Raw genomic sequence first — 24,142 nt, forward strand, 5'->3', positions numbered from 1 at the left:
GTGTGACTCTTCTGTGACCGCGGGGGGCGGTAGATTGCGCGGCATGCACAACGGGGACGAGGTCGGCCGGGAGCCGGCGCACAGGGTGGTCGTCTACACCGACGGGGCGTGCAGCGGCAACCCCGGCCCGGGAGGGTGGGGGGTGTGGCTGAGCTACGGCGAGCACGAGAAGGAGCTGTACGGGAGCGAGGAGCAGACCACCAACAACCGGATGGAGCTGATGGCGGCCATCCAGGCGTTGGAGAGCTTGAAGAAGCCGCTGCCGGTGCTGGTGCACACCGATTCCTCCTATGTGCGCAACGGGATCACGACCTGGCTGCACGGGTGGAAGAAGCGCGGGTGGCGCACGGCCGACAAGAAGCCGGTGAAGAACGTGGACCTGTGGCAGCGCCTGGACGAGGTGGCCTCGCGCTACGAGGTGGAGTGGCGCTGGGTGCGCGGGCACAGCGGCGACGAGGGCAACGAGCGCGCGGACGAGTTGGCCCGGCGCGGGCGTGATGAGGCGGCCGGCCGGTAGGCGGTCTGCGGGTGTGGGGTGGCGGCGGTCCCTGTGGGGGCCGCCGTTCTCGTGTGCGGGGCCGGGTGCGGCGGGGTGGGCCGCGGGTGGTTCAGAGGGCGTCGGCGTCCTGGGCGAGGGCCTGGACCATGAGGCGGCGGGGTCCGGGGCCCGCGGCGGCGAGTTCGTCGTCGGGGTTGGACAGGGTGCAGGTGTCCAGGGACAGGCAGCCGCAGCCGATGCAGCCGGTGAGGTCGTCGCGCAGGCGGATGAGCTGGGCGATGCGCGTGTCGAGTTCGTCGCGCCACTGTTCGGAGACGGCGGCCCAGTCGGTGCGGGTGGGGGTGCGGTTGTCGGGAAGGGCTTCGAGGGCCTGGCGGATGCGGGCCAGGGGCATGCCGACGCGTTGGGAGATGCGGATGAAGGAGACCCTGCGCAGGGTGTCGCGGCGGTAGCGGCGCTGGTTGCCGCTGGTGCGGCGGCTGTGGATGAGCCCTTGGCGTTCATAGAAGTGCAGGGCGGAGACGGCGACTCCGGCGCGTTCGGCGACCTGGCCGACGGTGAGTTCCTTGGTGATGGGTGGCACGGTGCCCATCTTAGGTCGTGGGTGGTGGTGGGGTGCGTGGGTCAGGGGGTGCGGGTGCGGTGGGCGCCGTGGAGGGCGTACAGGCGTGCGTAGGCGCCGCCGCGGACGAGGAGTTGGTGGTGGGTGCCGGTTTCGGTGACGCGTCCGTTGCGTAGGAGGAGGATGCGGTCGGCGGTGCGGGTGTGGGTGGGGTGGTCGGTGAGGGAGAGCAGTGCGGTGTCGGGGGTGGGGGTGGGCGGGGGTGGTGCTGGGGTGGTCAGGAGGAAGAGGCGGGCGCCGGTGTGGCGGGTGTAGAGGGTGCGGGCCTGGTGGATGCGGGTGGTCAGGGCGGGGTCGAGGCGGGTGAGGGGGGTGTGCAGGTGGGCGGGGTCGAGTCCGGTGGTGGTGAGGGTGTGGGTGAGGTGGGGGTCGTGGGGGTCGGGGGCGGGGTGGCCGGTGATGGTCTGGGCGAGGGTGGTGTGGGGGGTGGGGGTGAGCAGGTGGGTGGGGGTGTGGGTGGTGATGCGGCCGCGGGTGGGGGTGGTGCGGTGGGTGAGCAGGTGGGTGAGGGCGGTGGTGGCGGTGGGGGTGAGGCCGACGAGGGAGACGTGTTCGCCGGGGTGGACGGTGAGGTCGAGGTGGTCCAGCAGCGGGGGGTGGGCGGGGGGCAGGGACACGTCGTGGAACTCGAGGAGGGGTCGGGTGGTGGGTGGGGTGTGTGCGGGGCTGCGGCGCAGCTTTCCGCGGTTGGTGAGCCTCACGGGTGTCCGTTCGTGTGGGTGGTCGTCACCTGCCTGGGATTGTCCTGGGCGCATGAGAGTTCTCGTTATCTGTTCGTGTCCTTGGTCTCCGTGGGTGGGTGTTCGGTGTGTGGAACGGGCGGTGGGGCGGGTTGGTTCCCGGGGTGGTGGGTGGGTGTGGGCAGGGGTGTGGGCCCGCGCCCGGTGGTGGGTGCGGGCCGTGCGGGGCGGGGGTCAGCGGAAGTCGGTGGCGTGGTCGGCGACCCATTGGCGGTAGGAGCGTGCGGGGCGGCGGAGGATCTTTTCGACGGTGGTGGTGGCGGGTTCGGGCTCGGCGGAGGCGGGGTCGTGGGGGGCGGTGTGGGTCAGGGGCAGGTCCAGGACCTGGGCGAGGATGCGGACCTGTTCGGCTTCGGTGTGGTGGTGGGGGCCGGTGAGGTGGTGGGTGGGTGTGCCCCCACGCTTGCACCTGAGGTTTGGTTGAGGTCAAGGTGTGGTGGCAGGAAGGGTGGGGTGTGCGACCTTGTGGCCGCCTCGGGGGGCCGGTGAGGATGGGGGCATGGTCCATGAGGTGGTGGTGGTCGTCTTCGACGGGGTGCAGAGTCTGGACGTGACGGGTCCGCTGGAGGTGTTCTCGGGGGCCTCGTATGTGCGTGAGGGGTTCTACCGGGTGCGCACGGCGTCGTTGGGCGGGGGCGCGGTGGTCTGTTCCAGCGGTCTGGGGTTGGTGCCGTCGGTGGCGTTGGAGCGGGCGGGGCGGGTGGACACCCTGGTGGTGGCGGGGGGTGAGGGCACGCGGGGCGAGCAGCCCGGCCTGGTGGGGTGGCTGCGCGCGAACGCGGGGGGTGCGGGGCGGGTGGCGTCGGTGTGCACGGGGGCGTTCCTGTTGGCGGAGGCGGGTGTGCTGGACGGGTTGAGGGCGACCACGCACTGGGCGTCGTGTGGGCGTCTGGCGCGGGAGTACCCGTCGGTGCGGGTGGAGGCGGAGCCGATCTTCGTGAGGTCGGGGGGTGTGGTGACCTCGGCGGGGGTGACGGCGGGGATCGACATGGCGTTGGCGCTGGTGGAGGAGGACCTGGGTGCCGGTGTGGCGCTGGAGGTGGCGCGCCACATGGTGGTGTTCCTGCGCAGGCCCGGCAACCAGGCGCAGTTCTCGACCCATGTGTCGGTGCGGGCGGCGCGTCCGGGGCCGGTGCGCCGGGTGCTGCACTGGATCGCCGAGCATCCGGGGGAGGACCTGTCGGTGGGGGCCCTGGCGGAGCGGGCGGGGTTGTCCGCGCGCCAGTTCGCGCGGATGTTCGCGCGTGAGGTGGGGTGTACGCCGGGCCGGTATGTGGAGCGGGTGCGGGTGGAGACGGCGCGGCGCCTGTTGGAGGAGGACGGGGCTCCGGTGGCGGTGGTGGCGCGGCGGGCCGGGTTCGCCAGTGCCGAGGTGATGCGGCGTTCGTTCGTGCGGGCGCTGGGGTGCGGGCCGGCCCTGTACCGGGAGCGGTTCGGTTCGGGGGCGGGCTGAGGGCCTGCCCCCCTTTTTTCTTTTTCCGTGGGTTGTTCGTGTGTGTCCCGCCGTGTGCGGCGGGGCCTGTTCGGTGATGGACGGAGTGTGGTCGTGGTGCGTGCGGCGATCGTGTTGTTCGAGGGTTTCACCCTGTTGGACGCGGCCGGTCCCTATGAGATGTGGAGCGGGCTGCCGGGGGTGGAGACGGTGTTCGTGGCCGCCGAGCGGGGGCCGGTGCGCGATGCGGGCGGGGGTGCGGCGCTGGTGGCGCAGGCGTCCTTGGGGGAGGTGGACCGTGCGGAGGTGGTGTGCGTGCCCGGCGGTCCGGGGCAGGAGCGGCACATGGGGGGCGGGCCGCTGGTGGAGTGGGTGCGGCAGGTGGACGGGGCCAGCACGTGGACGACGTCGGTGTGCACGGGTTCGCTGGTGCTGGCGGCGGCGGGGCTGTTGGAGGGGCGCCGGGCCACCTCGCACTGGGCGGCGGTGGAGGAGCTGGGGCGCTGGGGTGCGGTGCCCGTGCGCGAGCGGGTGGTGTGGGAGGGCAAGTACGTGACGGCGGCGGGGGTGTCGGCGGGGATCGACATGGCGTTGGCGCTGGCGGAGCGGTTGGCGGGGTTGCAGGCGGCGCAGCTGGTGCAGTTGGCCACCGAGTACGACCCGTGCCCGCCCTTCGACGCGGGGTCGGTGGAGAGCGCTCCGGCCGGGGTGGTGGCGCTGGCGCGCTCGTACTCGCGGTTCCTGCGGGGGGAGCGGGGGTGAGGGGCGCCACAGGGGCGGTGCGGTGTGGGGGCGGGTAGGGGTTCGGTGTCTTCTTCCCCCGGTGTGAGAGGTGGGTGTGGGCCGTGGGCCCTGCTGCGGACGGTGGAGCGGACCTTGAGCGCCTTGCGCGCGGGTACCGCGGTTTCGCCCGGCACTGTGCGGCGGGGGGGGTCCCCCGCCTATGCGCGGATCTGTGAGGAGGTGGCGCGGGACGGGGAGGTGCTGGGTCTGGTGGCGTCCCTGCCGCGGGGCAACAAGAGGCAGCCCAACCTGTTGTTGGGGGCGGTGCGCTACCTGGGCGGGCCGGTGCGGGGGTGGGGGCCGTGGCGGGCGTGGCTGGTGGGGCACTGGGAGCAGGTGCGGCGGGTGGTGATGGAGCGGCACACCCAGACCAACGAGGTGCGCCGGTGTACGGCGCTGCTGCCGGTGCTGGCGGGTGTGCCGGGCCCGTTGGCGCTGTTGGAGGTGGGGGCCTCGGCGGGGCTGTGCCTGTATCCGGACCGGTACCGGTACTCCTTCGACGGCGGGGCGCAGGTGGGTCCTGCGGGCAGCCCGGTGCTGTTGGAGTGTGCGACCTCGGGCGGGGTGCCGGTTCCGGAGCGGGTGCCGCGGGTGGTGTGGCGGGCGGGGGTGGACCTGAACCCGTTGGATGCGGGCGCCGAGGAGGATGTGCGCTGGTTGGAGGCGCTGGTGTGGCCGGGGCGGGAGGAGGGGCGGCGTGCGCGGCTGCGCGGGGCGGCGTCGGTGGTGGCGGCCGATCCGCCGCTGCTGGTGGAGGGGGACCTGGTGGAGCGGGTGGGTGCGGTGGCGGCCCTGGCCCCGGCGGGGGCGACGCTGGTGGTGTTCCACAGTGCGGTGCTGGCCTACCTGTCGCAGGAGCGGCGGGAGGAGTTCGTGCGGGTGGTGGGTGCCCTGGAGGGGCGCTGGGTGGCGAACGAGGGGTGGCGGGTGTTCGCGGGGTGGGAGAACACGGAGCCGGTGGTGGAGACCGATTTCACGGTGGCGGTGGACGGGCGGGTGGTGGCCTATGCCGGTGAGCACGGGCAGTCGCTGGCCTGGGTGTGAGGCGGTGGCGGTGGGGGCCCCTCCCCCCGGGGGGAGGGGGCCGGTGGTGTGTCTTACCCGGTGGCGGGGTGGGCGTCGACTTCGGCGATGAGGGCCTTCTTGCGTTCGGGGGACAGGAAGGAGGCGGTGAAGGAGTTGCGGGCGAGTTGGCGCAGGGTGGCCTCGTCCAGGCCCAGGTGGGTGCGCAGGGCCTCGTAGTTGTCGTGGACGTAGCCGCCGAAGTAGGAGGGGTCGTCGGAGTTGACGGTGACCAGGAGCCCGGCGTCGAGGAGGGCGGGCAGGGGGTGTTGGGCGAGGGTGGGTACGGCGCGCAGTCGCACGTTGGACAGGGGGCACACGGTGAGGGGGGTCTGGGTGCGGGCCAGGTGGGCGAGCAGGTCGGGGTCCTCCAGGGCGCGGATGCCGTGGTCGATGCGTTCGGCGTGCAGGAGGTTCAGGGCCTGCCAGATGTAGGAGGGGGGTCCTTCCTCTCCGGCGTGGGCGACGCAGCGCAGGCCCAGGTCGCGGGCGGCGGCGAAGACGGCGGTGAAGTTCTGGGGCGGGTGTCCGACCTCGGCGGAGTCCAGGCCCACGGCGCTGATGCGGTGCAGGTGGGGGCGGGCCTGGTGGAGGGTGTGCAGGGCTTCGGAGGCGGGGCGGTCGCGTAGGAAGCACAGGATGAGGGCGGTGCTGATGCCGTGGTCGCGCAGGCTGGTGTCCAGGGCGGCGGCCAGGCCGTTGACGACGGTGTCCAGGGGGATGCCGCGGCTGGTGTGGGCCTGGGGGTCGAAGAAGATCTCGGCGTGGCGCACGCCCTGGGCTGCGGCGCGGGTGAGGTAGGCGTTGGCCAGGTCGGTGAAGTCGGCTTCGGTGCGCAGGACGTCCATGAGCTCGTAGTAGAGGTTCAGGAAGGACTGCAGGTCGGTGAAGGAGTAGGCGGCGCGCAGGTCCTGGACGGTGGGGTGGGGCAGGGTGATGCCGTTGCGGTGGGCGAGGGTGAAGGCGAGTTCGGGTTCGAGGGTGCCTTCGATGTGGAGGTGGAGTTCGGCTTTGGGCAGGGGCATGGCGGTGCTCTCTTGTGGCGGGTGTGGTGTGTGTGGTCATTGTGGCTGATGGGTGGGGGTGGGTGGGTCGTGTGCGGGGGCGTTGTGGCCCACATCGGGTGGGGTGTTGTGGGTGGCTGCGGTGCGCTGGGCGGGGTGGGCGGTGGGTAGGTTCCGGGGGGTTGGTGGTCTCCTCCTGGAAGGTGGCGGTGTATGGGAATCGATGTGGGCGCGGTGCGGGCGGACACTCCGGCGGTCGCGGATCTGGTGCATCTGAACAACGCGGGTTCGTCGTTGCCGCCGGTGCCGGTGGTGGAGGCGGTGGTGGGGCACCTGCGGTTGGAGGCGCGGGTGGGCGGCTATGAGGCGGCCGAGCGTGCCGAGGGGCTGGTGGAGGGGTTCTACACGGCGGTGGCGCGGATGCTGGGGGCGCGGCCGGAGGAGGTGGCGTTCGTGGAGAGTGCGACGCGGGCGTGGGAGGCGGGGTTCGGTGCGGTGCGCCTGGAGGCGGGGGACCGGGTGCTGACGACCACGAGCGAGTACCCCAGTAACGCGTTGGGGCTGGTCAAGGCGGCCCGTGAGCGGGGTGTGCGGGTGGAGGTGGTTCCGGACGGCCCGGAGGGGGTGGTGGATCTGGGGGCGTTGGAGCGGGAGCTGGGGCGGGGCGGGGTGCGGTTGGTGGCGTTGAACCACATGCCCACGCACAACGGGTTGGTCAACCCCGTGCAGGAGGTGGGGGCGCTGTGCCGGGCGGCGGGGGCGGTGTTCCTGTTGGATGCGTGCCAGTCGGTGGGGCAGTGGGATCTGGATGTGGAGCGGTTGGGGTGCGATCTGTTGACGGGGACGGGGCGCAAGTTCCTGCGGGGGCCGCGGGGGACGGGTTTTCTGTACGCGCGTGCGGGTGCGGACCTGGTGGAGCCGGCGGTGGTGGATGTGTCCTCGGCGCACTGGGTGGGGGAGGGCGAGTACCGGGTGCGTGCCGATGCGCGTCGTTTTGAGAGTTTCGAGCGCAGTGTGGCCGGTCAGATCGGTTTGGGTGTGGCGGTGGACTACGCGGTGGCGCTGGGGTTGGAGCGGGTCCGGGAGCGGGTGGGGGCTCTGGCGGAGTACGCGCGGGAGCGGTTGGGGCAGGTGGCGGGGGTGCGGGTGCTGGACCGGGGGGCGGTGCGGTCGGGGATCGTGACGTTCGCGGTGCGGGGGGTGCCGGCCGAGCACGTGCGGGCGCACCTGGTGGGGGCCGGGGTGAACGTGAGTGTGGCGCGGGTGTGGAACCAGGTGTGGGAGCCGCGGGAGGGGGTGGACGAGGCGGTGCGGGCCTCGGTGCACTACTTCAACACCGAGGAGGAGGTGGAGGTGTTGGTGCGGGAGGTGAAGGAGCGCCAGGGGCGGGGGTGAGCCCTGCCGGGCGGGGCGCCTCAGGCGCCGCCCCGCCCGGCGCCCCGTCCGCTGCGGCGGGGGTGTCAGGGGGCGAGCCGGTCGGTGGCGGCGCGGGTCGCCGCTTTGAGGGTGGTGGTGCCCGCTCCGTGTCCGGCCTCCTCGACCACCACCAGGTCGGCGTCGGTCCAGGTGCGCGAGAGCCGGTAGGCGGTGTCGGCGGGTCCGCTGATGTCCATGCGCCCGTGGACCATGGCCCCGGGGGTGCCCGCCAGGCGGTGGGCGTCGCGTTGGAGCTGTCCGTCGGGGAGGAAGGCGGCGTGGGACCAGTAGTGGGTGACCAGGCGGGCGAAGGTCATGCGGAAGGCGGGGTCGGCGAAGGCGGGGTGGGGGGTGTGGCCGGGGGCGGTGGAGACGTGGACGTCCTCCCAGCGGCACCAGGCGCGGGCGGCGTCGAAGCGTACCTGGGGGTCGGGGTGGGCCAGGCGGTGTGCGTAGGCGGTGGACAGGTCGTGGGGGTCGGCGCCGGGTCCGGCGCCGTGGCGGAAGAGTTCCCATTCCTCGGGGAAGACGCGGCCCATGGCGTGGGTGAGCCAGTGGACCTCGGCGGCGGTGGTGTTGGTGACCGCGGCCAGGATCAGGGCGCTGACGTGTTCGGGGTGGGCCTGGGCGTAGGCCAGGCCCAGGGTGCAGCCCCAGGACAGGCCCAGGACGTGCCAGGTGGTGAGGCGGTGGTGGGTGCGCAGGGCTTCGATGTCGTGGATGAGGTGGTGGGTGGTGTTGGTGCTCAGGTCGGTGGTGGTGTGGCGGGCGTTGGGGGTGGAGCGTCCGCTGCCGCGCTGGTCGAGCATGATGACGCGGTAGCGGTCGGTGTCGAAGAAGTCGGTGTAGGCGGGGTGGCAGCCGCTGCCGGGGCCGCCGTGCAGGACCAGGGCGGGGTGGCCGCGGGGGTTGCCGTACTCGTGCCAGTACAGGTGGTGTCCGTCGGCGGTGGGGAGTAGGCCCTGGGTGTGGGGTGTGGGCGCGGTCATGGGGGTCTCCGCGGTCGCAGGGGTGGGCCGGGGACTCTACTACAGGGCGGTGCGGGGTTGAGCGTGCCCTTGGGGCAGGGGGCACACTGGCGCGCATGGCTGCCGAAGGGGCCCGGGGCGGGCTGTCGCGGGGGGAGTTCGCGCGTCGTGGGGGGCTCTCTCCCAAGGCGTTGCGGTTGTGCGAGCGTTCGGGGCTGCTGGTGCCGGACCGGGTGGGGGAGAACGGGTACCGGTTCTATGCGCCGGGGCGGGTGGAGCGGGTGCGGCGGATCGGTCTGCTGCGCCGGTTGGGGGTGCCTTTGGCGTTGGTGGCGCAGGTGGTGGGTCCGGGCGGTGCGGAGGCGGCGGAGCTGGTCGGGGGGTGGTGGCGGGCGCAGGAGGAGGCGATGCGTTCGCGGCGCGGGGCTCTGGAGGAGTTGTGGCTGTCCTGGGCGAAGGGGGTCGTCCTGGTATGGGCGTGATGGGAGGTTGAAGCCCGCTGGGCGCGTGTACTGTGCGTCGCCGTCGGGGCGGCGGGGGTGGGTGGATCTGGTCTCGCGGCGGGCGGATCCGCCCGTGTGGGGGCGGGGGTGAGGGGTTTCCTCCCGGGGGTGCGGAGGTCCCCGACTTGCGACTCTACCGACTGGTCGGTAGAGTCGCGGGTGCGGGCCGGCGCCCCGGTCCGCACCGTCGTCCACCAGCGAGGAGCCCACCATGACCGGCGACACCCGGACCAGGGCCATGTCCGTCTACGCCGCCCACTTCGCCGCCCGCGGCTACCGCGGCACCTCGCTGGAGGCCGTGGCCACCGAGGTCGGCGTGCGCAAGCCCACGCTCTACCACCACTTCCCCGGCGGCAAGGAGACCCTGCACAAGCTCGTGGCCCTGGACTTCATCGACAGGCGCGGCCGCAGCCTGCAGGAGTCGCTGGCCGCCCCGGGCGGGCTCGCCGCCCAGCTGCGGGCCGTCATCGTGGGCGCCGTGGCCGACCCCACGGGTGCCACCTCCTCCTTCGAGCAGCACCTGTTCGACTCCCTGGGTCAGCTGGAGGGGGATGCGGAGAAGGAGCTGCGCGAGGCGTACGTGAGCAGGCTGCTGGAGCCGGTGACGGCGCGCCTGGCGCGGGCGGTGGCCGAGGGCGAGCTCGCCGACCGGGACCCGGCTCTGCTGTGCAACGCCTTCCTGCACCTGGCCAGGGCGGTGGACATGGCGCCGGGTTCCCCCGAGGAGACGGCCGCCGCCCTGGTGTCGCTGTTCCTGGACGGGGCCCGCGCGGCCTGACCGCGCACCGGCCCCCGGTGCGCCCGGCCGCACCTGCCCGCGCGGGGGCGCCCCTGGGTGGGGCGCCCCCGCGCGTTCTCGCGCCGAGGGGGCGTCAGAGGGTCGCGCCGCCCTGGTCCAGGAGGATCTTGCGCGGCTTGGCCTTCTCGGCCACGGGAAGGCGCAGGGTCAGGACGCCGTCGGTGTAGTCGGCGCCGATGTTGTCGGTGTCCAGGTCCCGGCCCAGGCGCAGGCGCCGGGTGAAGGGGCCGGTGGGGCGCTCGGTCAGGACGGGGGCGGCCCCCTCCTGGCGGGCGGGGCGCCGGGCGTTGACGGTGAGTACGTCGCGTTCGACCTCCAGGTCGATGCTGTCGGCGTCGGCGCCGGGCAGGTCGAGCCGGACGAGGAGTTCGTCCTCGGTGCGCAGGATGTCCATGGGGACGGTGCGCTGGTGGGCGGTGGCGGCGCGGGTGGGGTCGAAGGGGATGGTGCGGGTGAGGAGCATGGTGTGAACCCCCGAGAAAGTCTCAGAAACATAACTTGATGCTGATGGACTCAAGTTTATTGACGGAGTTTGACGCGTCAATGTGGTGTGCGCCACCGCACACCCGGGGTTCTGGGATCCTGGGGTCCTCAGCCGTGCCCTGATTCGACGACCCGAGAAGAGCCGACCGTGTCCCAGATCCCCGATGACCCCTTCCTCGCCTTCTGGAGCGAGCGCCGCATCTGCACGCTGGCCAGTCCGCGTCCGGACGGCAGCATCCACCAGGTCCCGGTGGGGGCGACCTACGACCCCGGGCGCCGCCTGGTCCGGGTGATCGCCGACGGGGCCAGCTTCAAGGCGCGCAACCTGGCCGCCCACCCCGGGGCGCGGGTGTCGGTGTCGCAGGTGGAGGGTGCGCGCTGGTCCACCCTGGAGGGCACGGCCACGGTGACGCGCGACCCGGAGGCGGTGGCCGAGGCGGTGCGCCTGTACACCGGGCGCTACCGGGCCCCGCGTCCCAACCCCGGGCGGGTCGCCATCGAGATCGCGGTCACCCGGGAGCTGGGCAACGTCCGCCCGGGCCCGGCGCGGGACTGATCCGGGGCACACGGGTACGGGAGCGGTGGCCGGTGCGGGGTGAGGGCCCGGCCCGCAGGGCCGTGCGTCCTTGCGGCCACCGCGCCCTGCCCCCGCCGGGCCCGCGGCTCAGAGCAGGGCGCGCGCGGCCAGGTCGGCGTCCTGCGGGGTGTTGTACAGGTGGAAGGCCAGGCGTGTCCCGCCGCCCCGGCTCGTGGTGACGATCCCCGCGCGCGCCAGGCGCTCGGCGGCCCCGGGCCGCTCCACCGAGGTGATCGCCGACCCGCCGGGCTCCTGGCCCAGGGCGGCGCGCAGGCGGTCGGCCAGGGCGACGTTGTGGTCGCGGACCCGTTCCACTCCGGCCTGCAGGAGCACGCGGGTGGAGGCGGCCGCGGCCACGCACGCGAACCAGTTGGGGGAGGTGTCGAAGGCCCGGGCGGTCTCGGACAGCTCCGGGGCCGGGTCGCCGGCGTAGAGCGAGGCGGCCGGGTCCCGGGTGGCGGCGGGGCCGGCGTTGTGGGGGCGCAGCTCGGCGCGCAGTGCCGGTGACAGGTAGGCGAAGGCCAGCCCGCGCGGGGCCATGAGCCACTTGTAGGCGGCGCCGAGCAGGGCGTCGAAGTCGGTGGCCCGTACCGGCAGCCATCCGGCGGCCTGGGTGGCGTCGCCCACCAGGCGCGCGCCGTGGGCGCGTGCGGCGGAGGCGATGTCGGCGGTGGGGGCGATGCGCCCCGTGGCGGAGTGGACCAGGCTGTAGGCGACCAGGTCGGTGTCGGGGCGCACGCTCTCGGCCAGGTGCTGCAGGGGGGCTGTGCGCACGGTGACGCCGCGGTCGGCCTGGGACAGCCACGGCAGGACGAGGGAGGAGAACTCGTCCTGGGGGACCAGGACGCGGGCCCCGGCGGGCAGGGAGGCGGCGAGGGTGCCGGTGATCTGGGAGACCGCGGTGCCCAGGGTGATGTCCTGGGCGGGGGCGTGCACGAGCGCGGCCAGGTTGGTGCGTGTGTCGTGGACGGCCCGCCCCCAGTGCAGGGGGTCGCCGGTGCCCGACCTCCAGGCGTGCAGGGCCTGGTCGAGGGCCTGGTGGGCGGGGGCGGGCGGGATGCCGTACTGGGCGGTGTTGAGCCAGACGGTGTCGGTGTTCCACAGGTGGTCGAAGGTGTCCATGGTCGGCGAGTGTGTCAGGCGGTGGTCTGCAGGGCGCGGGCCAGGTGGTGTTCGGCGATGGAGAGCATGAAGGCGCGGTCGGGGTAGTCGCCCTCGAGCAGGCGCAGGGGGCCGGCGACCAGGGACAGGTGCATGGCCAGGTCGTACAGGGCGCTGCGGTGGGGGTCGGGGGTGCGTGTGCGCAGGCGGGGGTGGTGTTCGCCGAAGCGCAGGCGCAGGAAGGAGTGCTCCCATTCGGCGTCGAAGAACATCATGCCCTCGATGTCGATGAGGACGGGGGTTCCGTCGGTGTCGACCAGGACGTGGTCGGGGCCGAGTTCGCCGTGGATGAGCACGTGTTCGCGGCGCGGGGCGATGCGGTGGGCCAGGGTGTGCAGGGCGCTGGTGAGCCGTGCGTGGTGGGGGTGCAGGCGCGCATCGCGTGCGGCGGCCTCGTCCAGGTCGGCCAGGGCGCGGTCCAGGACGGTCTGTTCGCAGGAGGGGGCGTGGGGGCGGCCTCCCGTGGTGAGGTGGTGGACCTTGCCGAAGCCGGGGTGGGTGGTGGCGTGCATGGTGCGCAGGAAGGCGCCGAGGCGGTCCAGGACGGGGGCGGCCGCGGCGGGGTCGCGTTCGAGGAGTTCTTCGAGGGTGGGGCCGGGCACGTCCTGGACCAGGGCGATGGCGCCGGGGTGGTGGGTGCCGGTGGTGTCGTGGGCGAGCAGGCGGGGCACGCGTACGCCCAGGTCGGTCAGGGCGCGGTGGGCGGCGGTGAACAGGTGGGGGCCCGAGGCGTGGGAGAAGGGGTCGGCGGGGTCCTGGCGGTGGGCGGCGCCGGTGTGCCAGTAGTCCTCGGTGCTGTGCCACAGGTAGGCGATGACGGTGTCGGTGTGGTCGAGGGTGAGGCGGTAGACGCCCTTCTTGCTGCCGCCGCGCAGGCGTTGGACGCCGGTGACGGGGCGGGGGTCCTGGAGCAGGGCCGCCAGGGCTCGGGCGAGGCGGGTGTGGGGTTCGCGGCTCATGAGGGGGTCCTGGTGGGTGTGGTGGGGCGGGTGGTGGACGTCCGGGTGGTGGGGCCGGCGGGTTCAGGCTCGGTCGATGGGGGCCAGGACGCGGGCGAGCAGGTCGGCGAGCTGGGCGCGTTCGTCGGTGGTCAAGGGGGCCAGGACGGTGGCCTCGCGGTCGAGTTGGGCGGCGAAGAGGGTGTCGGCCAGGGTGCGGCCGCGGTCGGTGAGGCGGACCTGGACCTCGCGGCGGTCGCGTTCGAGGGGGGTGCGGGTGATGAGTCCGGCGGACTCCAGGCGGGTGAGGCGCTTGGTGGTGGAGGCGCCCGAGGCGATGGTCTCGCGGGTGAGCTGGCGGGGGCGCAGTCCGTCGGGGGAGCGGCGCAGGGCGGCCAGGACCTCGAACTCGGGGCGGGTGACCTCGGCGCCGGCCAGGCCGTCCTCGGTGATGTTGTTCATCAGGGCGGCCAGGCGCAGGACGCGGCCCATGGCGGCCACGGTGGACAGGTCCAGGTCGGGGCGCAGGCGGATCCAGCTGCGGAGGAAGCGGGAGACTGCGTCGCTCATGGTGGCCTTCCTGGTGGGGGAGGTCTCCCTCTCCGCGGGTGGTGTGTGCCGGTGGACCACCCTAATATAATTTACTTGTGAATTACTTTTTGTCCAAGGTGGCCTCCCTGCGCGGCGTCCTCGGCGTCCGCGGGGCCTTCACCCCCCGCCGCGTCCACGGCAACGTCACCCTCACCGCCCTGCGCGCGGGGGCGTGCGTGGCCCTGCCCCTGCTGCTGCTCCACGCCCTGGGGCGCGTGGACCTGGCGCCCTACGCCGCCATGGGCTGCTTCACCGCCCTGTACGCGCGCGACGACACCTACGCCCGCCGCGCCCGGGTCCTGGCCGTCGTCGGCGCCGCCCTCACCCTGGCGGTGGCGGTGGGCGGGCTCACCGCGGCCCTGTTCTCCCACCCCCTGGCCGCGGTCCTGGCGGGCTCCCTGGTGGCCGCCGGAGCCAAGTACCTCTCCGACGCGCTGGCCTTCGGCGCCCCCGCGGGGCTGATGTTCGTCTTCGCCACCGGTGTGGCCGCCTACAACCCGCAGACCCTGGCCGCGCTCCCCCTGGAGGTGGCCGTCACCGCGGCGGCCGCCGCCCTGTGCTGGGCCGCGGCCGTGGCCGGAGCCCTGGTCCACCCCACCGCCCCCGAGCGCCTGGCGGTCTCCCGCGCCCTGTACGCCCTGGCCCGGCACCTGGGCGGGCCCACCGGCGCCACCCGCGCCGCCGCCGAGGCCGCCGTGCAGCACGCCTGGACCACGCTGCTCTCCCGCACCCGCCCCGCCCGGCCGGGGAGCGCCCCCGTGCTGGAGTCGCTGGAGATCCTCACCGCCCGGGCCGAGTCCCTGCTCGGCGGCACGGGGGACGCCCTCGGCGACGCCCGTGCCGCCGCCGAGATGGGCGAGCTCGCCCGCCGCACACGGCGCGAGCGCGGGGTGCGGCCCCTGGTCGCGGGCCGCGAACGCGCCGCCCTGGCCGCCCACGCCGAGCACCTGCACCGGCACAGCACCCCCGCGCCCGGTGTGGCCGAGCGCCTGCGCGGTGCGCTGCGGTCCCCCTCGCCCACCCCGGTCTCGGTGGCCCGGGTGGGGCTGGCCTCCCTGCTCGCCGGGGCCCTGGCCTGGGCCGCGGGGATGGACCACGGGTACTGGGCGGCCGTCTCGGCCGGGTCGGTCCTGCAGGCCACCGACGTCACCACCACCTGGCACCGCACCCTGCAGCGCGCCCTGGGCACGCTCATGGGCGTGGCCCTGGCGGCCGTGCTCTTCTCCTTCGACTACTCGCCCCTGGGCGTCATCGCGCTGGTGGTGCTGTGCCAGATGGCCGCGGAGATGGTGGTGGTCACCAACTACTCCTACGCGATCGTGTTCGTCACCCCGCTCACCCTGGCCCTGTCGGGGCTGGCCCACCCGGCGGGCGGGGCCCAGGACCTGGCGGCCGAGCGGCTGTGGGCGACCGTGCTGGGGGCCGCGGTGGGCATCGTGGTGTGCGCCGTGCTGGCCAACCGCAGGGCCGACGAGCACCTGGAGGCCGCCCTGGCCGAGGGGGAGCGGGCCCGACTGGCGCTGGAGCGGGAGGGCGGCGCCCACCCGGGCGCCCGGCGGGGCCTGGCCCGCGCGCTGGTCGCGCTGCGCGAGGCCCACGCCCTGGCCTCGGGCGAGCCCCGCTCCCGCGGGGCGGCGCGCACGGGCGAGGTCGAGGACCTGCACCGGCGCGCCCGCGCCCTGCTGGACGCCCCCCGCGGCGGCTGAGGCCGGGGGCCGCCTCCTCGCGCGGGGGACCGTCGGCCCGCAGGCGGGCCGCTCACGCACCTGATGCGCGGCCGGGGGAGGGCGCCGTCGGCGGGCCCTCGTGCGCGGGGGAGGGCGGTGCGGGCGAACGGCGGTAGGGGGCGGACGCTGCGGCGGTCAGCGAAGTGTGTCCGCGTCCAGGCCCAGGGCCTCCCCCAGGGCCTGCGCCCCCCGGTCGGTGATCCTCAGGGCGCGGCCCGAGCCGATCCGGGTGAGCCAGCGCGCGTCCAGGGCGTGGGCGCACAGTGCGGCTCCGGCGGTCCCGGCCAGGTGGGTGCGGCGTTCGGTCCAGTCCAGGCAGGGGCGGGCCAGGGGGCGTGAGCGGGTGCGCTCCAGGGGGATGGAGTGGTCGCCGAACCAGGCCAGGCCGTCCTCGGTGAGGGCGAACCCGGTGTCCTGGCGGAGCAGTCCGCGGCGGGTCATGGCGTCGGTGAGGGCGCAGCCCAGGCGTCCGGCCAGGTGGTCGTAGCAGGTGCGTGCGCGGGCCAGGGCCTCGTTGGCGCGTGAGGTGCGCAGGGTGCGCGGGGGGTCGGCGGCGGGGGCGGCCTGGGAGGCCAGGGTCTCGACCAGGCGGGCCGCGCCCGCGTCGGCCAGGCGGACGTAGCGGTGGCGGCCCTGGCGTTCCTGGGCGAGGAGGCCGCCCTCGGTGAGCCTGGTCAGGTGCGCGCTGATGGTGGAGGCGCCCACACCGGTGTGGCGGGCGAGTTCTCCGGCGGTCCAGGCGCGCCCGTCCAGCAGGGCCAGGCACACCCCGGCCCGGGTGGGGTCGGCCAGGAGTGCTGCCAGTGCGGCCAGGCGGGATCCGTCGGGAGCGTGCATGTCCTCCAGGATGCGTCATGGACGGTGCGTTCGCGGACGAAGCGTCCGGGCGCGGGCCCCTCTGCCCGCCGGTGCGGCGGACAGGTCCTGCGGGGGCGCTGTGCCCGGCCGGGGGTGTCTTGTGCGCGGGCGGCGCCCGCCGCTGCGGGGGCGGGGTGTCCCCGCCCGAACACGGGGACACCCCTGGGGGGAGGGCCGGGGGTCAGAGGGTGTCGGTGACGCGCTTGCCGTCCTGGTCCTTGACGATGGTGAAGGAGTCCACGACCGTGCCCTGGGCGGTGAGCGCCCGGTACCGCAGGGTGTCGCCGTCCACCGACACCGCCTGGAAGGTCTGGGTGTCGCCGAGCTGTACGCGGGCCTCGGCTCCGTTGGCGGTCCAGTTGCCGTCGCCGACGCCGTACATCTTGGGGCCGGTCACCGTGACCGCGTAGACGGGGCCGGTCTGCACGTCGGGGTCGCCGGTGCGGTTACGCACCAGGTTGCCGCGGCTGTAGGAGTGGTCGTGGCCCTGCAGGACCAGGTCCACGTCGTACTCCTCCAGGGTCTGCAGCCAGGCCTGGCGCAGGGGGGCGTTGTCGCGGCCGGGGCTGTTGGAGAAGACGGGGTGGTGGAAGGTGACCACGGTCCACCGGTGGGGGTTCTGGCTCAGGGCCTGCTCCAGCCACCGCTGCTGGGTCCGCAGCCACGCCGAAGCGTTGAGCGGGGCGGCGTTGCGGTAGTTGGAGTTCAGGACGATGAAGCGCACACCCTGGTAGTCGGTGTGGTAGACGGTCTGTGCCAGGTCGCGGCCGGAGTCGGGCCCGTTGGCGGCGCCGGGGAACTGCGGGGCCCAGTGGCCGCTCAGGTTCGGGCCGGAGTACTCGTGGTTGCCGGGGGCGGCGATGTGGTTGATGCCGCCGGTGGCCTGGGCGCCGAAGGCGTCGAACCACTCCCCCCACTGGGAGTCGCTGTCGGCGCTGTCGACGAGGTCGCCCGCGTGCACGGCCAGTTCGGCGTCGGGTTCGGCGGCCAGGGCGGCGCGGACCACGGGGGCGGCGCCCCGGGTGATGTCGTTCTGGATGTCGCCGAAGTAGAGGAAGTCGAAGGGCTGTGCGTCCTGGGCGGGGGTGGTGAGGGTGCGCCAGGGGGTGTCGGCGCCGGCCCCGTCGCCGACCCGGTACCGGTAGGCGGTGTCGGGTTCCAGGCCGGTGGCGGTGGCGGCGTGGTAGGTGCCGCCGACGCGGGCGGTGGTGTGTGCGGGGACGCGGGTGACCTGGTCGGGGTCGGTCCGGGGGGCGATCTCCAGGACCTGGTCGCCGGCGTCGGCGGTGCGCCAGGTGAGGGTCTGGGAGGTGGAGGGGTCGGCGGTGGGGGAGAGGATGACGCGTTCGGGGACGGTCTGGGCCAGGGCGTGGGGGGAGGCCGGGAGGACGGTCATCGCCAGGGCGGCGCCGCTCAGGACGGCGAGGGTGCGGCGGGCGGCGGATCGGGGGGAGGCGGGCATGGGGTGCCGGGCCTTTCTGCCGGGTGCGCTGACGGTGCGAACGTAGCGGCCCTGTCGCAACGGTGCGTGAACGTCCGGCGCTCCTCCGTGTCCGGGCGGTGAACTCGGCACCGCCCGCCCCGAGGGGCGGCCCTCAGGAGTCGCGGGCCGGGAGGGGGATGCGGTCCAGGTCCTGGGCCAGGACGATGCGGCCGTCGAACTCCTGGCCGGCCTGGGCGGCGAAGAGCGGGTCCTCGCTCTGTTCGTAGCGTTCGGAGATGTGGGTCAGCACCAGGGTGCGCACCCCCGCCCGGGCGGCGATGCGCCCGGCCTGGCGTGCGGTCAGGTGCCCGTAGGAGGCGGCCAGCCCCTCCTCGGTGTCCAGGTAGGTGGACTCGATCACCAGCATGTCCGCGCCGCGCGCCAGTTCCAGGGCGCCCTCGCACTCGGCGGTGTCCATGACGAACGCGAACACCTGGCCGCGGCGCGGGCGGGCGCACTGGGCCAGTTCCACCCGGCGCCCGTCGCCGGTGGTGACCGCGCCCTCGCGCTGCAGGCGTCCCACCAGGGGGCCGCGGACCCCGTGGGCGGCCAGCCTCTCGGGGAGCATCCGCCACCCGTCGGGCTCGGCGAGCCGGTACCCGTAGGCGGGGACCGAGTGGCGCAGCGGCAGCGCGGTCAGCGTCAGGTCCTGCTCGCCCAGCAGGCAGGCGCCCAGGCCGCCGACCGGTTGGGGCAGGACGGCGTCGGTGTCGCGGAAGGGGGTGGCGTGGCGCAGCCTGCGCCAGTACTCCTCGCCCTGGGCGGGGTAGCAGACCCGCACGGTGTGGGGGACCTGGTCGCGGGCGATGCGCTGCAGGGTGCCGGGCAGGCCCAGGCTGTGGTCGCCGTGGAAGTGGGTGAGGCAGATGCGGGTGATGTCGGTGGCGGCGAGCCCGGCCGTGCGCATCTGGCGCTGGGTGCCCTCGCCCGGGTCGAACAGGATGCCGTGGCCGTCCCAGCGCAGGAAGTAGCCGTTGTGGTTGCGGCGGCGGGTGGGCACGGCGCTGGAGGTCCCCAGGACGACGAGTTCGCGTACGGACATGACAGGGATGCTGCCACATTCGTGGCGGGGCCCCGGCCGCCCCGGGGGTCGGTGGCCGGGGTCCCGTCGGCGGGGTCCGGTGCCGGTGCGGGGCGCTCAGCCCAGTGCGTCCGCGGCGCGGCGGGCGGCGCGCGCCCAGTGCGGTGCGCCGGCCCGCTCGGCGGTCTCCAGGGCCCGGCGGTAGTGGCCCGCGGCCCGGGCGGGGTCGCCCAGGGCCAGGGCGAGGTCGCCGAGCTGGTGGGCGACCGGGCCCAGGGTGAGCAGTCCGCTGCCGGCCCCGGCCAGTTCCCCGGCGGCGGGCAGCAGCAGGCTGTGGGCCCGTTCCATGGCGGCGCGGTCGCCGCGTTCGACGGCGGCCCGGGCGCCCAGGCAGGCCAGGGCCTCGGTGAGCAGCCCGGGGGGCGGTCGGGGCGGCAGCGGTGGCCGGTCGGGGTCGGTGAGGGCGCGGATCCACGGTGCGTGGGGGCCGGGGGCGTCGGTGGTGGGCGGGGGGTGGCCGTGCTGCAGGTGCAGGCACACCAGGGCCAGGTCCAGCAGCCCCTCCTCCATGCCGGGCATGCCGCCTCCCGCCAGGCGCACGCTCGCGGTGCGGTAGGCGGCCTCGGCCTCGCGGGCGGTGCCGGTCACGGCCAGGCGCAGTGCCGCGTACCAGTGGGTGAACACGCCCACGAGGGGGATCTCGTGGAGGGCGCCCAGCCGGTCGGCGGCGCGCATGTGGGTGTCGGCGGCGGCCAGGTCGGCCAGGGCCGCGTGGGCCTGGACCAGGATGAGGTGGCCCAGGACCTCGAAGGTGACCAGGGAGTGCTCGGTGGCCAGCGCGACCAGTTCGGCGCCGATGCGCAGCCGTTGCGGGGCCTGGCCGGTGCGGGAGAAGGACTGCATGAAGCGGGCGTTGAGCGCCAGGGCGAGCAGTGCGGGCTCGTTCAGGCGTCGGGCGCTCTGCTCGGCCAGGCGGGCGGCCCGGGCGCCGCGCCCGTCGAGGGTTCCGCGCATCTCCAGTGCCTGGGCGGCCAGCAGGCGGGCGCGCAGGGCCTCGCGGTCCCGGGGCAGGGCGGCCAGGGTGCGTTCGGTGGCGCGGACCAGGTGCGCGGACAGGTCCGGGTCGTCGTTGCGGGGCCACAGGGCGGGCACGTCGAAGGCGGTGATGACGCGGGCGCTCAGGTCGGGGTCGCCGAGCCGGTCGGCCTCGGCGACGGCCCGGCCGCGGTGGTGGCGGGCGGACTCCAGGCGGCCGGTGAGGGCCAGGGCCCGCACCAGTCCGGTGAGGGCGTCCAGGCGGGCGCGGGGGTCCTCCTCGCCGGAGCGCTCGTGGGCGGTGAGGGCGTCCTGCCACAGGCGGGCGGCCTCGTGGGGGGCGAAGCGGTGTTCGGCCTGCAGGGCGGCGGCGCGGGCGTGGTGCGCGGCCAGGGCGGCGGTGGCGGGGGTGTGCGCGCGGGCGTAGTGGTGGGCCAGGGCGGCGTCGGCGCCGGGCCGGTCCGGGTGCAGGGCGGTGATCGCCTCGGCGGCGGCGGTGTGCCAGCGGGCCCGGCGGGGGTGGGACAGGGAGTCGTAGAGGGTGTCGCGCACCAGGACGTGGGAGAAGCGCAGCGGTGTGTCCTGCTGGGTGAGGAAGCCGGCGTCCAGTGCGGCGTCCAGGGCGTCCAGGTGGGTGTCCTGGTCCGGGGCCAGGGCGGCCAGGACGTCGGGGTCGATGTCGTGGCCGATGACGGCGGCCTGGTGCAGGAGGCGCTGCGCGGGCGGGGGCAGGGCGGCCAGGCGGTGGCGGATGACGTCGCGTACGCCGGCGGGGACGGTGGCCAGGGCGGCCGGGCCGTCGGTGCGCAGCAGGCGGGCGAGTTCGCGGGCGAAGAAGGGGTTGCCGCCGCTGCGCCGGTGGATGGTGCGCAGGGTGGGGGCGTCCACGTCGTGGTCCAGGACGGTGCGCAGGAGTTCGCCGGTGGTGTCCTGGGGGAGTCCGCCCAGGTAGACGCGGACGGGTTCGTGGGGGGCCAGGCGGGCCAGGGCTGCGGCCAGGGGTGCGGAGATCTCCCCGGTGCGGTGGGTGCCCACGATGAGCAGGGGGCCGGGGAGGTGTTCGGCGACCAGGGCGGTGAGCAGTTCCAGGGTTTCCTGTGCGGCGCGGTGCAGGTCCTCCAGGACGAGCAGGAGGGGGCCCTGGCCGGTGGTGCGTGTCAGGAGGTCGGTGGTGCTGCGCAGGGTGTGGAAGCGTGCGGCGGCGGGGTCGCCCGGGGCGGGGCCGGGGTGGGGTGTTGCCGTGGGGTGGGGTGTGTCGGTGCCGGTCAGGGCGGTGGTGATCTGTGTCCAGGGCCAGGTGGGCGGGGCTCCGTCGTGTTCGGGGCTGCGCCCCCAGGCTGTGCGCCAGCCGCGGTGGGCCAGGCGCCGGGTGAGTTCGCGGGCCAGGGCGCTCTTGCCCGCCCCGGCGTCGCCGGAGACCAGGACGGGTGTGGTGCGGGCGTGTGCGGTGGCGGTGGCGGCGGCCTGTTCGAGCAGGTCCAGTTCGTGGGCGCGGCCCACGAAGGGGTGGTCGGCGGGGAGGGGGCGGGTGGTCGGGCCGGGCAGGTCGGGGGCCGCCGGGGTGGGGGTGGGGGGAGTCAGGCGGGGTGCGTGGGCGAGGATGTCGGCTTCGAGGCGGCGCAGGTCGGGGCCGGGGTCCACGCCGAGTTCGTCGGCCAGGGTGCGGCGGGCGCGGCGCAGGGCGTGCAGGGCCTCCCCCTGGCGCCCGCACCGGTACAGGGCCAGGGCCAGCAGGTTCCAGGCGTTCTCGCGCAGGGGGTGGGCGGCGGCGTGGGGGTCCAGGTCGGCGGCGGCCTGCTCGGCGCGGCCCAAATCCAGCAGGGCGCGGGCACGCTGTTCCACGGCCAGGAGCCGCAGCCCTTCGAGGCGGTCGGCCTCCTGGTGCGCCCACGGGTAGGCGGTGAACTCGGCGTAGGCGGGGCCGCGCCACAGGGCCAGCGCCCGGTCCAGTTCGGCCAGTGCGGGGCCCGGCTCCCCGGTGTCCAGGCGGGTGCCGGCGCGGGTCAGGGCGGCCTCGAACCTCCAGGCGTCGACGCCCTCGGGGCCGGCGCGCAGGGCGTAGCCGGGCGGGGCGGTCACGAGCAGGCGGGCGGGCCGGCGCGGGGCCCGGTCGGGTTCCAGGGAGCGGCGCAGCGCGGAGACGAAGGTGCGGACCGCGGACACCGAGCCCTCGCGGGGGTGTTCCCACAGGTCCTCCACGAGCAGGTCCACGGGGACGGTGCGGCCCCGGGCCAGGATCAGCCGTGCCAGGACGGCCCGGTGGCGGGGGCCGGGGAGGGGGAGCGGCCCCTGGGCGCGACGGGCCTCCAAGGGGCCCAGGACGCGCAGCTCCACGGCCGTGTCCTCGTGTTCCCCCGTCATGTCCTCCACGGTAGCGGGCTCGGGGCCGTGGCCGGTCGTCGCAGGCGGGGGCGCTCAGCGGGCGCTCATCGCCTGCTCATCCGCGCCCGGCATGCTCTGGACGAAGAACCGAACCAGTGGAGGTAACCGTGGAACCGAGGATCAGCGGATTCGACTACCAGCGTGTGCCCGTGGCCGAGGGGGTGGCGCTCAACGCCGCCGTGGGGGGCTCGGGCAGCCCCCTCGTGCTGCTGCACGGGTTTCCGCAGACGCACCTGATGTGGCGCCACGTGGCGGCGGACCTGGCCGCCGACCACACCGTCATCTGCCCGGACCTGCGCGGCTACGGTGACAGCGACAAGCCCGCCGACACCGACGGGCGCGCCTACGCCAAGCGGACCATGGCCGCGGACGTGGTCGCCCTGGCCGCGGCCCTGGGCCACGACCGGTTCGCGCTGGCGGGCCACGACCGCGGTGCGCTGGTCGCGATCCGCGCGGGCCTGGACCACCCCGGCGCCGTCACCCACCTGGCGTCGCTGGACGTGCTGCCGACCCTGGACATGTGGGACGTGATGCACGGGGTGTCGGCGTCGGTGGGCTTCCACCTGTACCTGATGGCGCAGCGGCCGGGTCTGCCCGAGGCGTTGATCGGCGCGGAGCCCGACGTGTTCTTCGGCCACTTCCTGGACGTGTGGGCGCGTGACCCCGAGGCGATCCCGGCGCCGGTGCGCGCCGCCTACCTGCGGGCGAGCCGGGAGGCGGTGCCCTCCATCGTCGCCGACTACCGGGCCTCGGCCGGGGTGGACGTGGCCGACGACGAGGCCGACCGGGCGGCGGGGCGGACGTTGTCGATGCCCGTGACGGTGCTCCAGCAGGACTGGGGGTCCGAGCTCGGCTTCGACGCCCTGTCCCGGTGGAGTGGGTGGGCGCGGGACCTGCACCACGCCACGGTCTCCTGCGGCCACTTCATGGCGGAGGAGGACCCGGCGGAGGTCGTCAAGGCGCTGCGCGCCCTGCTGGCCCGTTAGGGGGACGGACCCTCGGCAGGGCCTGCTCCTGCCGGGGGTCCGGGGCGCCGCCGCCCCCGGGGTGCGGAGGAGGAGCCGGGCCGCGCCGTGGGGCGGGGTTCTCACGCCCGGGGGCGGGTGCCACCGCCGGGGTCGGCGCGGTGTGCGGACCCCGCCCCCGGCGGTGGGCCTAGGAGTGCGCCCATACCCCCAGTTCGTTGCCGCTGGGGTCGGCGAAGTGGAAGCGGCGCCCGCCCGGGAAGGCGTAGGGGGCTTCGACGATGCGCCCCCCGGCGCGGGTGACCGCCTCCACCGACCGGTCCAGGTCCTGGGAGAAGAGCAGCACGAAGGGGCCTCCGGGCTGTACCCGGCCCTGGGTGGTGAGGCCGCCGACCTCGTGGTCCTCCTCCCCCGGGCCCCGGATGCCCGCGTACATGGGGCCGTAGTCGTTGAAGCGCCACCCGAACGCCTCGGCGTAGAACCGTTGGGCCTCCTGCAGGTCGGTGACGGTGAGTTCCACGTAGTTCAGGGCGTGGTGGGCTGGTGCGGCTGACGGGTTCATGGGCCGCATTGTGCCGGAGGGGTCCGACAGTGGGCTCCTGCTGTGGTCGGCCCATGGGGCAGGGCGTGGAGCCGGGGAAAGGGGGCGGCCGTGGGCGGCTGCCCCTGCTGTGCCGGACAGCCGCGTCCAGGTGGCCCGCCAGGGCCTGCAAGCGCTACCGGCCGGACGCGCCCAGGTGGTCGGAGGCGACCTGGCCACCCGGTGGGCGTAGGTGAAGAACCGCTTTCCGGCCGAGACGTGCAAGGCCGCCCGCCACTCCCTCAAGGCCCGGCCGCGCACCGACTCCTCGGCCGCCGCCCAGCGCTGGCAGGTCGGCCCTGCGGCCTTCGCGCCGAAGGTCTACTTCCGGAAAACACCTGCTTCCAGGAGTACGACACCGGCCACGAGGCCCGCGTAGGTGGCTCGCGGATTACTCGGTGCCCGGTGACAGGCTCCTGACCGACGCAGAGCAAGCTGTGGCGGACCGGGGGCCGAACGTCGGATGCTCCGCGAAAACTACTGGGACACCGGCAGCGCGGGAGCGGCCAAGCG

Annotated in this window: 22 protein-coding genes and 1 pseudogene; 10 read left to right on the forward strand and 13 right to left on the reverse strand. The window is 74.9% G+C overall.

Annotated features, from left to right (window positions below; all coding sequences use genetic code 11):
* Window positions 1-43: 43 nt before the first annotated feature.
* Complete coding sequence (gene rnhA, locus ABZ234_RS11035) at window positions 44-517, forward strand: ribonuclease HI (protein ID WP_267950192.1); 474 nt, start codon at window positions 44-46, stop codon at window positions 515-517.
* 91 nt (window positions 518-608) lie between these two features.
* Here the strand turns inward: rnhA and soxR are convergent, their stop codons facing one another.
* Complete coding sequence (gene soxR / locus ABZ234_RS11040) at window positions 609-1,082, reverse strand: redox-sensitive transcriptional activator SoxR (RefSeq protein WP_267950191.1); 474 nt, start codon at window positions 1,080-1,082, stop codon at window positions 609-611.
* A 41-nt stretch (window positions 1,083-1,123) separates the two neighbouring features.
* Window positions 1,124-1,822, reverse strand: coding sequence for an ABC transporter ATP-binding protein (locus ABZ234_RS11045; RefSeq protein ID WP_353002611.1), 699 nt, complete (start codon window positions 1,820-1,822; stop codon window positions 1,124-1,126).
* A 538-nt stretch (window positions 1,823-2,360) separates the two neighbouring features.
* On the opposite strand from ABZ234_RS11045, the gene ABZ234_RS11050 reads away from it, so the two are divergent.
* From ABZ234_RS11050 to ABZ234_RS11060, 3 genes and pseudogenes are all read left to right on the forward strand, one after another.
* Window positions 2,361-3,314: a GlxA family transcriptional regulator gene (locus tag ABZ234_RS11050; protein WP_355011862.1), complete on the forward strand. Its 954-nt coding sequence runs from the start codon at window positions 2,361-2,363 to the stop codon at window positions 3,312-3,314.
* A gap of 96 nt (window positions 3,315-3,410) precedes the next feature.
* Window positions 3,411-4,055, forward strand: a complete 645-nt coding sequence (locus ABZ234_RS11055; protein WP_355011920.1) for a DJ-1/PfpI family protein — start codon at window positions 3,411-3,413, stop codon at window positions 4,053-4,055.
* Between the two features lie 83 nt (window positions 4,056-4,138).
* Window positions 4,139-5,120: pseudogene (locus tag ABZ234_RS11060) on the forward strand (DUF2332 domain-containing protein).
* Window positions 5,121-5,173: 53 nt separating this feature from the next.
* Here ABZ234_RS11060 and ABZ234_RS11065 read toward each other — a convergent pair.
* Entirely contained in the window at window positions 5,174-6,163 is a 990-nt protein-coding gene (locus tag ABZ234_RS11065) for an adenosine deaminase (RefSeq protein ID WP_355011863.1), read from the reverse strand.
* Between the two features lie 192 nt (window positions 6,164-6,355).
* Here ABZ234_RS11065 and ABZ234_RS11070 point away from each other — a divergent pair, with 192 nt between their 5' ends.
* Window positions 6,356-7,537, forward strand: a complete 1,182-nt coding sequence (locus tag ABZ234_RS11070) for an aminotransferase class V-fold PLP-dependent enzyme (protein ID WP_355011864.1) — start codon at window positions 6,356-6,358, stop codon at window positions 7,535-7,537.
* A 65-nt stretch (window positions 7,538-7,602) separates the two neighbouring features.
* On the opposite strand, the gene pip is transcribed toward ABZ234_RS11070, so the two are convergent.
* On the reverse strand, window positions 7,603-8,547 hold the full coding sequence (gene pip / locus ABZ234_RS11075; protein WP_355011865.1) for a prolyl aminopeptidase: 945 nt from the start codon (window positions 8,545-8,547) through the stop codon (window positions 7,603-7,605).
* Window positions 8,548-8,642: 95 nt separating this feature from the next.
* Between pip and ABZ234_RS11080 the strand changes: the two genes are divergently transcribed.
* Both ABZ234_RS11080 and ABZ234_RS11085 read left to right on the forward strand, forming a co-directional pair.
* On the forward strand, window positions 8,643-9,008 hold the full coding sequence (locus ABZ234_RS11080) for a MerR family transcriptional regulator (RefSeq protein ID WP_355011866.1): 366 nt from the start codon (window positions 8,643-8,645) through the stop codon (window positions 9,006-9,008).
* 232 nt (window positions 9,009-9,240) lie between these two features.
* On the forward strand, window positions 9,241-9,807 hold the full coding sequence (locus tag ABZ234_RS11085; protein ID WP_355011867.1) for a TetR/AcrR family transcriptional regulator: 567 nt from the start codon (window positions 9,241-9,243) through the stop codon (window positions 9,805-9,807).
* Between the two features lie 94 nt (window positions 9,808-9,901).
* Here ABZ234_RS11085 and ABZ234_RS11090 read toward each other — a convergent pair whose 3' ends face one another.
* A complete protein-coding gene (locus ABZ234_RS11090) occupies window positions 9,902-10,291 on the reverse strand; it encodes an Hsp20/alpha crystallin family protein (RefSeq protein ID WP_267950183.1) in 390 nt (129 codons plus the stop codon).
* 177 nt (window positions 10,292-10,468) lie between these two features.
* On the opposite strand from ABZ234_RS11090, the gene ABZ234_RS11095 reads away from it, so the two are divergent.
* Window positions 10,469-10,867, forward strand: coding sequence for a TIGR03618 family F420-dependent PPOX class oxidoreductase (locus ABZ234_RS11095; RefSeq protein WP_267950395.1), 399 nt, complete (start codon window positions 10,469-10,471; stop codon window positions 10,865-10,867).
* Between the two features lie 108 nt (window positions 10,868-10,975).
* Here ABZ234_RS11095 and ABZ234_RS11100 read toward each other — a convergent pair whose 3' ends face one another.
* The 3 genes from ABZ234_RS11100 to ABZ234_RS11110 all read right to left on the reverse strand — a co-directional run bounded on the left by ABZ234_RS11100 (window position 10,976) and on the right by ABZ234_RS11110 (window position 13,557).
* Entirely contained in the window at window positions 10,976-12,010 is a 1,035-nt protein-coding gene (locus tag ABZ234_RS11100) for an aminotransferase class V-fold PLP-dependent enzyme (protein WP_355011868.1), read from the reverse strand.
* A gap of 14 nt (window positions 12,011-12,024) precedes the next feature.
* Window positions 12,025-13,008, reverse strand: a complete 984-nt coding sequence (locus tag ABZ234_RS11105) for an aminoglycoside phosphotransferase family protein (protein ID WP_355011869.1) — start codon at window positions 13,006-13,008, stop codon at window positions 12,025-12,027.
* A 63-nt stretch (window positions 13,009-13,071) separates the two neighbouring features.
* Window positions 13,072-13,557, reverse strand: a complete 486-nt coding sequence (locus ABZ234_RS11110; protein WP_355011870.1) for a MarR family transcriptional regulator — start codon at window positions 13,555-13,557, stop codon at window positions 13,072-13,074.
* A 77-nt stretch (window positions 13,558-13,634) separates the two neighbouring features.
* On the opposite strand from ABZ234_RS11110, the gene ABZ234_RS11115 reads away from it, so the two are divergent.
* Window positions 13,635-15,284: an FUSC family protein gene (locus ABZ234_RS11115; RefSeq protein WP_355011871.1), complete on the forward strand. Its 1,650-nt coding sequence runs from the start codon at window positions 13,635-13,637 to the stop codon at window positions 15,282-15,284.
* Between the two features lie 156 nt (window positions 15,285-15,440).
* Here ABZ234_RS11115 and ABZ234_RS11120 read toward each other — a convergent pair whose 3' ends face one another.
* From ABZ234_RS11120 to ABZ234_RS11135, 4 genes are all read right to left on the reverse strand, one after another.
* Window positions 15,441-16,142 carry a helix-turn-helix domain-containing protein gene (locus ABZ234_RS11120; RefSeq protein ID WP_355011872.1) on the reverse strand — a complete coding sequence of 234 codons (702 nt, stop codon included), beginning with the start codon at window positions 16,140-16,142 and terminating at the stop codon, window positions 15,441-15,443.
* A 202-nt stretch (window positions 16,143-16,344) separates the two neighbouring features.
* Window positions 16,345-17,625, reverse strand: a complete 1,281-nt coding sequence (locus ABZ234_RS11125; protein ID WP_355011873.1) for a metallophosphoesterase family protein — start codon at window positions 17,623-17,625, stop codon at window positions 16,345-16,347.
* Window positions 17,626-17,758: 133 nt separating this feature from the next.
* Window positions 17,759-18,688 carry a ribonuclease Z gene (locus ABZ234_RS11130; protein ID WP_355011874.1) on the reverse strand — a complete coding sequence of 310 codons (930 nt, stop codon included), beginning with the start codon at window positions 18,686-18,688 and terminating at the stop codon, window positions 17,759-17,761.
* A 96-nt stretch (window positions 18,689-18,784) separates the two neighbouring features.
* The gene (locus ABZ234_RS11135; RefSeq protein ID WP_355011875.1) at window positions 18,785-22,063 is read right to left on the reverse strand and encodes a BTAD domain-containing putative transcriptional regulator; all 3,279 of its coding nucleotides are present in this window, start codon (window positions 22,061-22,063) and stop codon (window positions 18,785-18,787) included.
* A gap of 128 nt (window positions 22,064-22,191) precedes the next feature.
* Here ABZ234_RS11135 and ABZ234_RS11140 point away from each other — a divergent pair, with 128 nt between their 5' ends.
* Window positions 22,192-23,070 (forward strand): alpha/beta hydrolase, encoded by an 879-nt coding sequence (locus tag ABZ234_RS11140; RefSeq protein ID WP_355011876.1) that lies wholly within the window; start codon window positions 22,192-22,194, stop codon window positions 23,068-23,070.
* Window positions 23,071-23,239: 169 nt separating this feature from the next.
* Here the strand turns inward: ABZ234_RS11140 and ABZ234_RS11145 are convergent, their stop codons facing one another.
* Complete coding sequence (locus tag ABZ234_RS11145; protein WP_344175343.1) at window positions 23,240-23,611, reverse strand: VOC family protein; 372 nt, start codon at window positions 23,609-23,611, stop codon at window positions 23,240-23,242.
* Between the last annotated feature and the right edge of the window lie 531 nt (window positions 23,612-24,142).

The organism is Nocardiopsis sp. NPDC006198 (assembly GCF_040613895.1).
GTDB classification, from domain to species: Bacteria; Actinomycetota; Actinomycetes; order Streptosporangiales; family Streptosporangiaceae; genus Nocardiopsis; species Nocardiopsis tropica.

Excerpts from the sequence above, each read along its gene's own strand:
- ABZ234_RS11100 (WP_355011868.1), bottom strand. The coding sequence starts at position 12,010 with ATGGACACCTTCGACCACCTGTGGAACACCGACACCGTCTGGCTCAAC.
- ABZ234_RS11065 (WP_355011863.1), bottom strand. The coding sequence starts at position 6,163 with ATGCCCCTGCCCAAAGCCGAACTCCACCTCCACATCGAAGGCACCCTC.
- ABZ234_RS11070 (WP_355011864.1), top strand. The coding sequence starts at position 6,356 with ATGGGAATCGATGTGGGCGCGGTGCGGGCGGACACTCCGGCGGTCGCG.
- ABZ234_RS11120 (WP_355011872.1), bottom strand. The coding sequence starts at position 16,142 with ATGCACGCTCCCGACGGATCCCGCCTGGCCGCACTGGCAGCACTCCTG.
- ABZ234_RS11090 (WP_267950183.1), bottom strand. The coding sequence starts at position 10,291 with ATGCTCCTCACCCGCACCATCCCCTTCGACCCCACCCGCGCCGCCACC.
- ABZ234_RS11145 (WP_344175343.1), bottom strand. The coding sequence starts at position 23,611 with ATGAACCCGTCAGCCGCACCAGCCCACCACGCCCTGAACTACGTGGAA.
- ABZ234_RS11135 (WP_355011875.1), bottom strand. The coding sequence starts at position 22,063 with ATGACGGGGGAACACGAGGACACGGCCGTGGAGCTGCGCGTCCTGGGC.
- pip (WP_355011865.1), bottom strand. The coding sequence starts at position 8,547 with ATGACCGCGCCCACACCCCACACCCAGGGCCTACTCCCCACCGCCGAC.
- ABZ234_RS11110 (WP_355011870.1), bottom strand. The coding sequence starts at position 13,557 with ATGAGCGACGCAGTCTCCCGCTTCCTCCGCAGCTGGATCCGCCTGCGC.
- ABZ234_RS11085 (WP_355011867.1), top strand. The coding sequence starts at position 9,241 with ATGACCGGCGACACCCGGACCAGGGCCATGTCCGTCTACGCCGCCCAC.
- rnhA (WP_267950192.1), top strand. The coding sequence starts at position 44 with ATGCACAACGGGGACGAGGTCGGCCGGGAGCCGGCGCACAGGGTGGTC.
- ABZ234_RS11080 (WP_355011866.1), top strand. The coding sequence starts at position 8,643 with ATGGCTGCCGAAGGGGCCCGGGGCGGGCTGTCGCGGGGGGAGTTCGCG.
- ABZ234_RS11105 (WP_355011869.1), bottom strand. The coding sequence starts at position 13,008 with ATGAGCCGCGAACCCCACACCCGCCTCGCCCGAGCCCTGGCGGCCCTG.
- ABZ234_RS11125 (WP_355011873.1), bottom strand. The coding sequence starts at position 17,625 with ATGCCCGCCTCCCCCCGATCCGCCGCCCGCCGCACCCTCGCCGTCCTG.
- ABZ234_RS11050 (WP_355011862.1), top strand. The coding sequence starts at position 2,361 with ATGGTCCATGAGGTGGTGGTGGTCGTCTTCGACGGGGTGCAGAGTCTG.
- ABZ234_RS11130 (WP_355011874.1), bottom strand. The coding sequence starts at position 18,688 with ATGTCCGTACGCGAACTCGTCGTCCTGGGGACCTCCAGCGCCGTGCCC.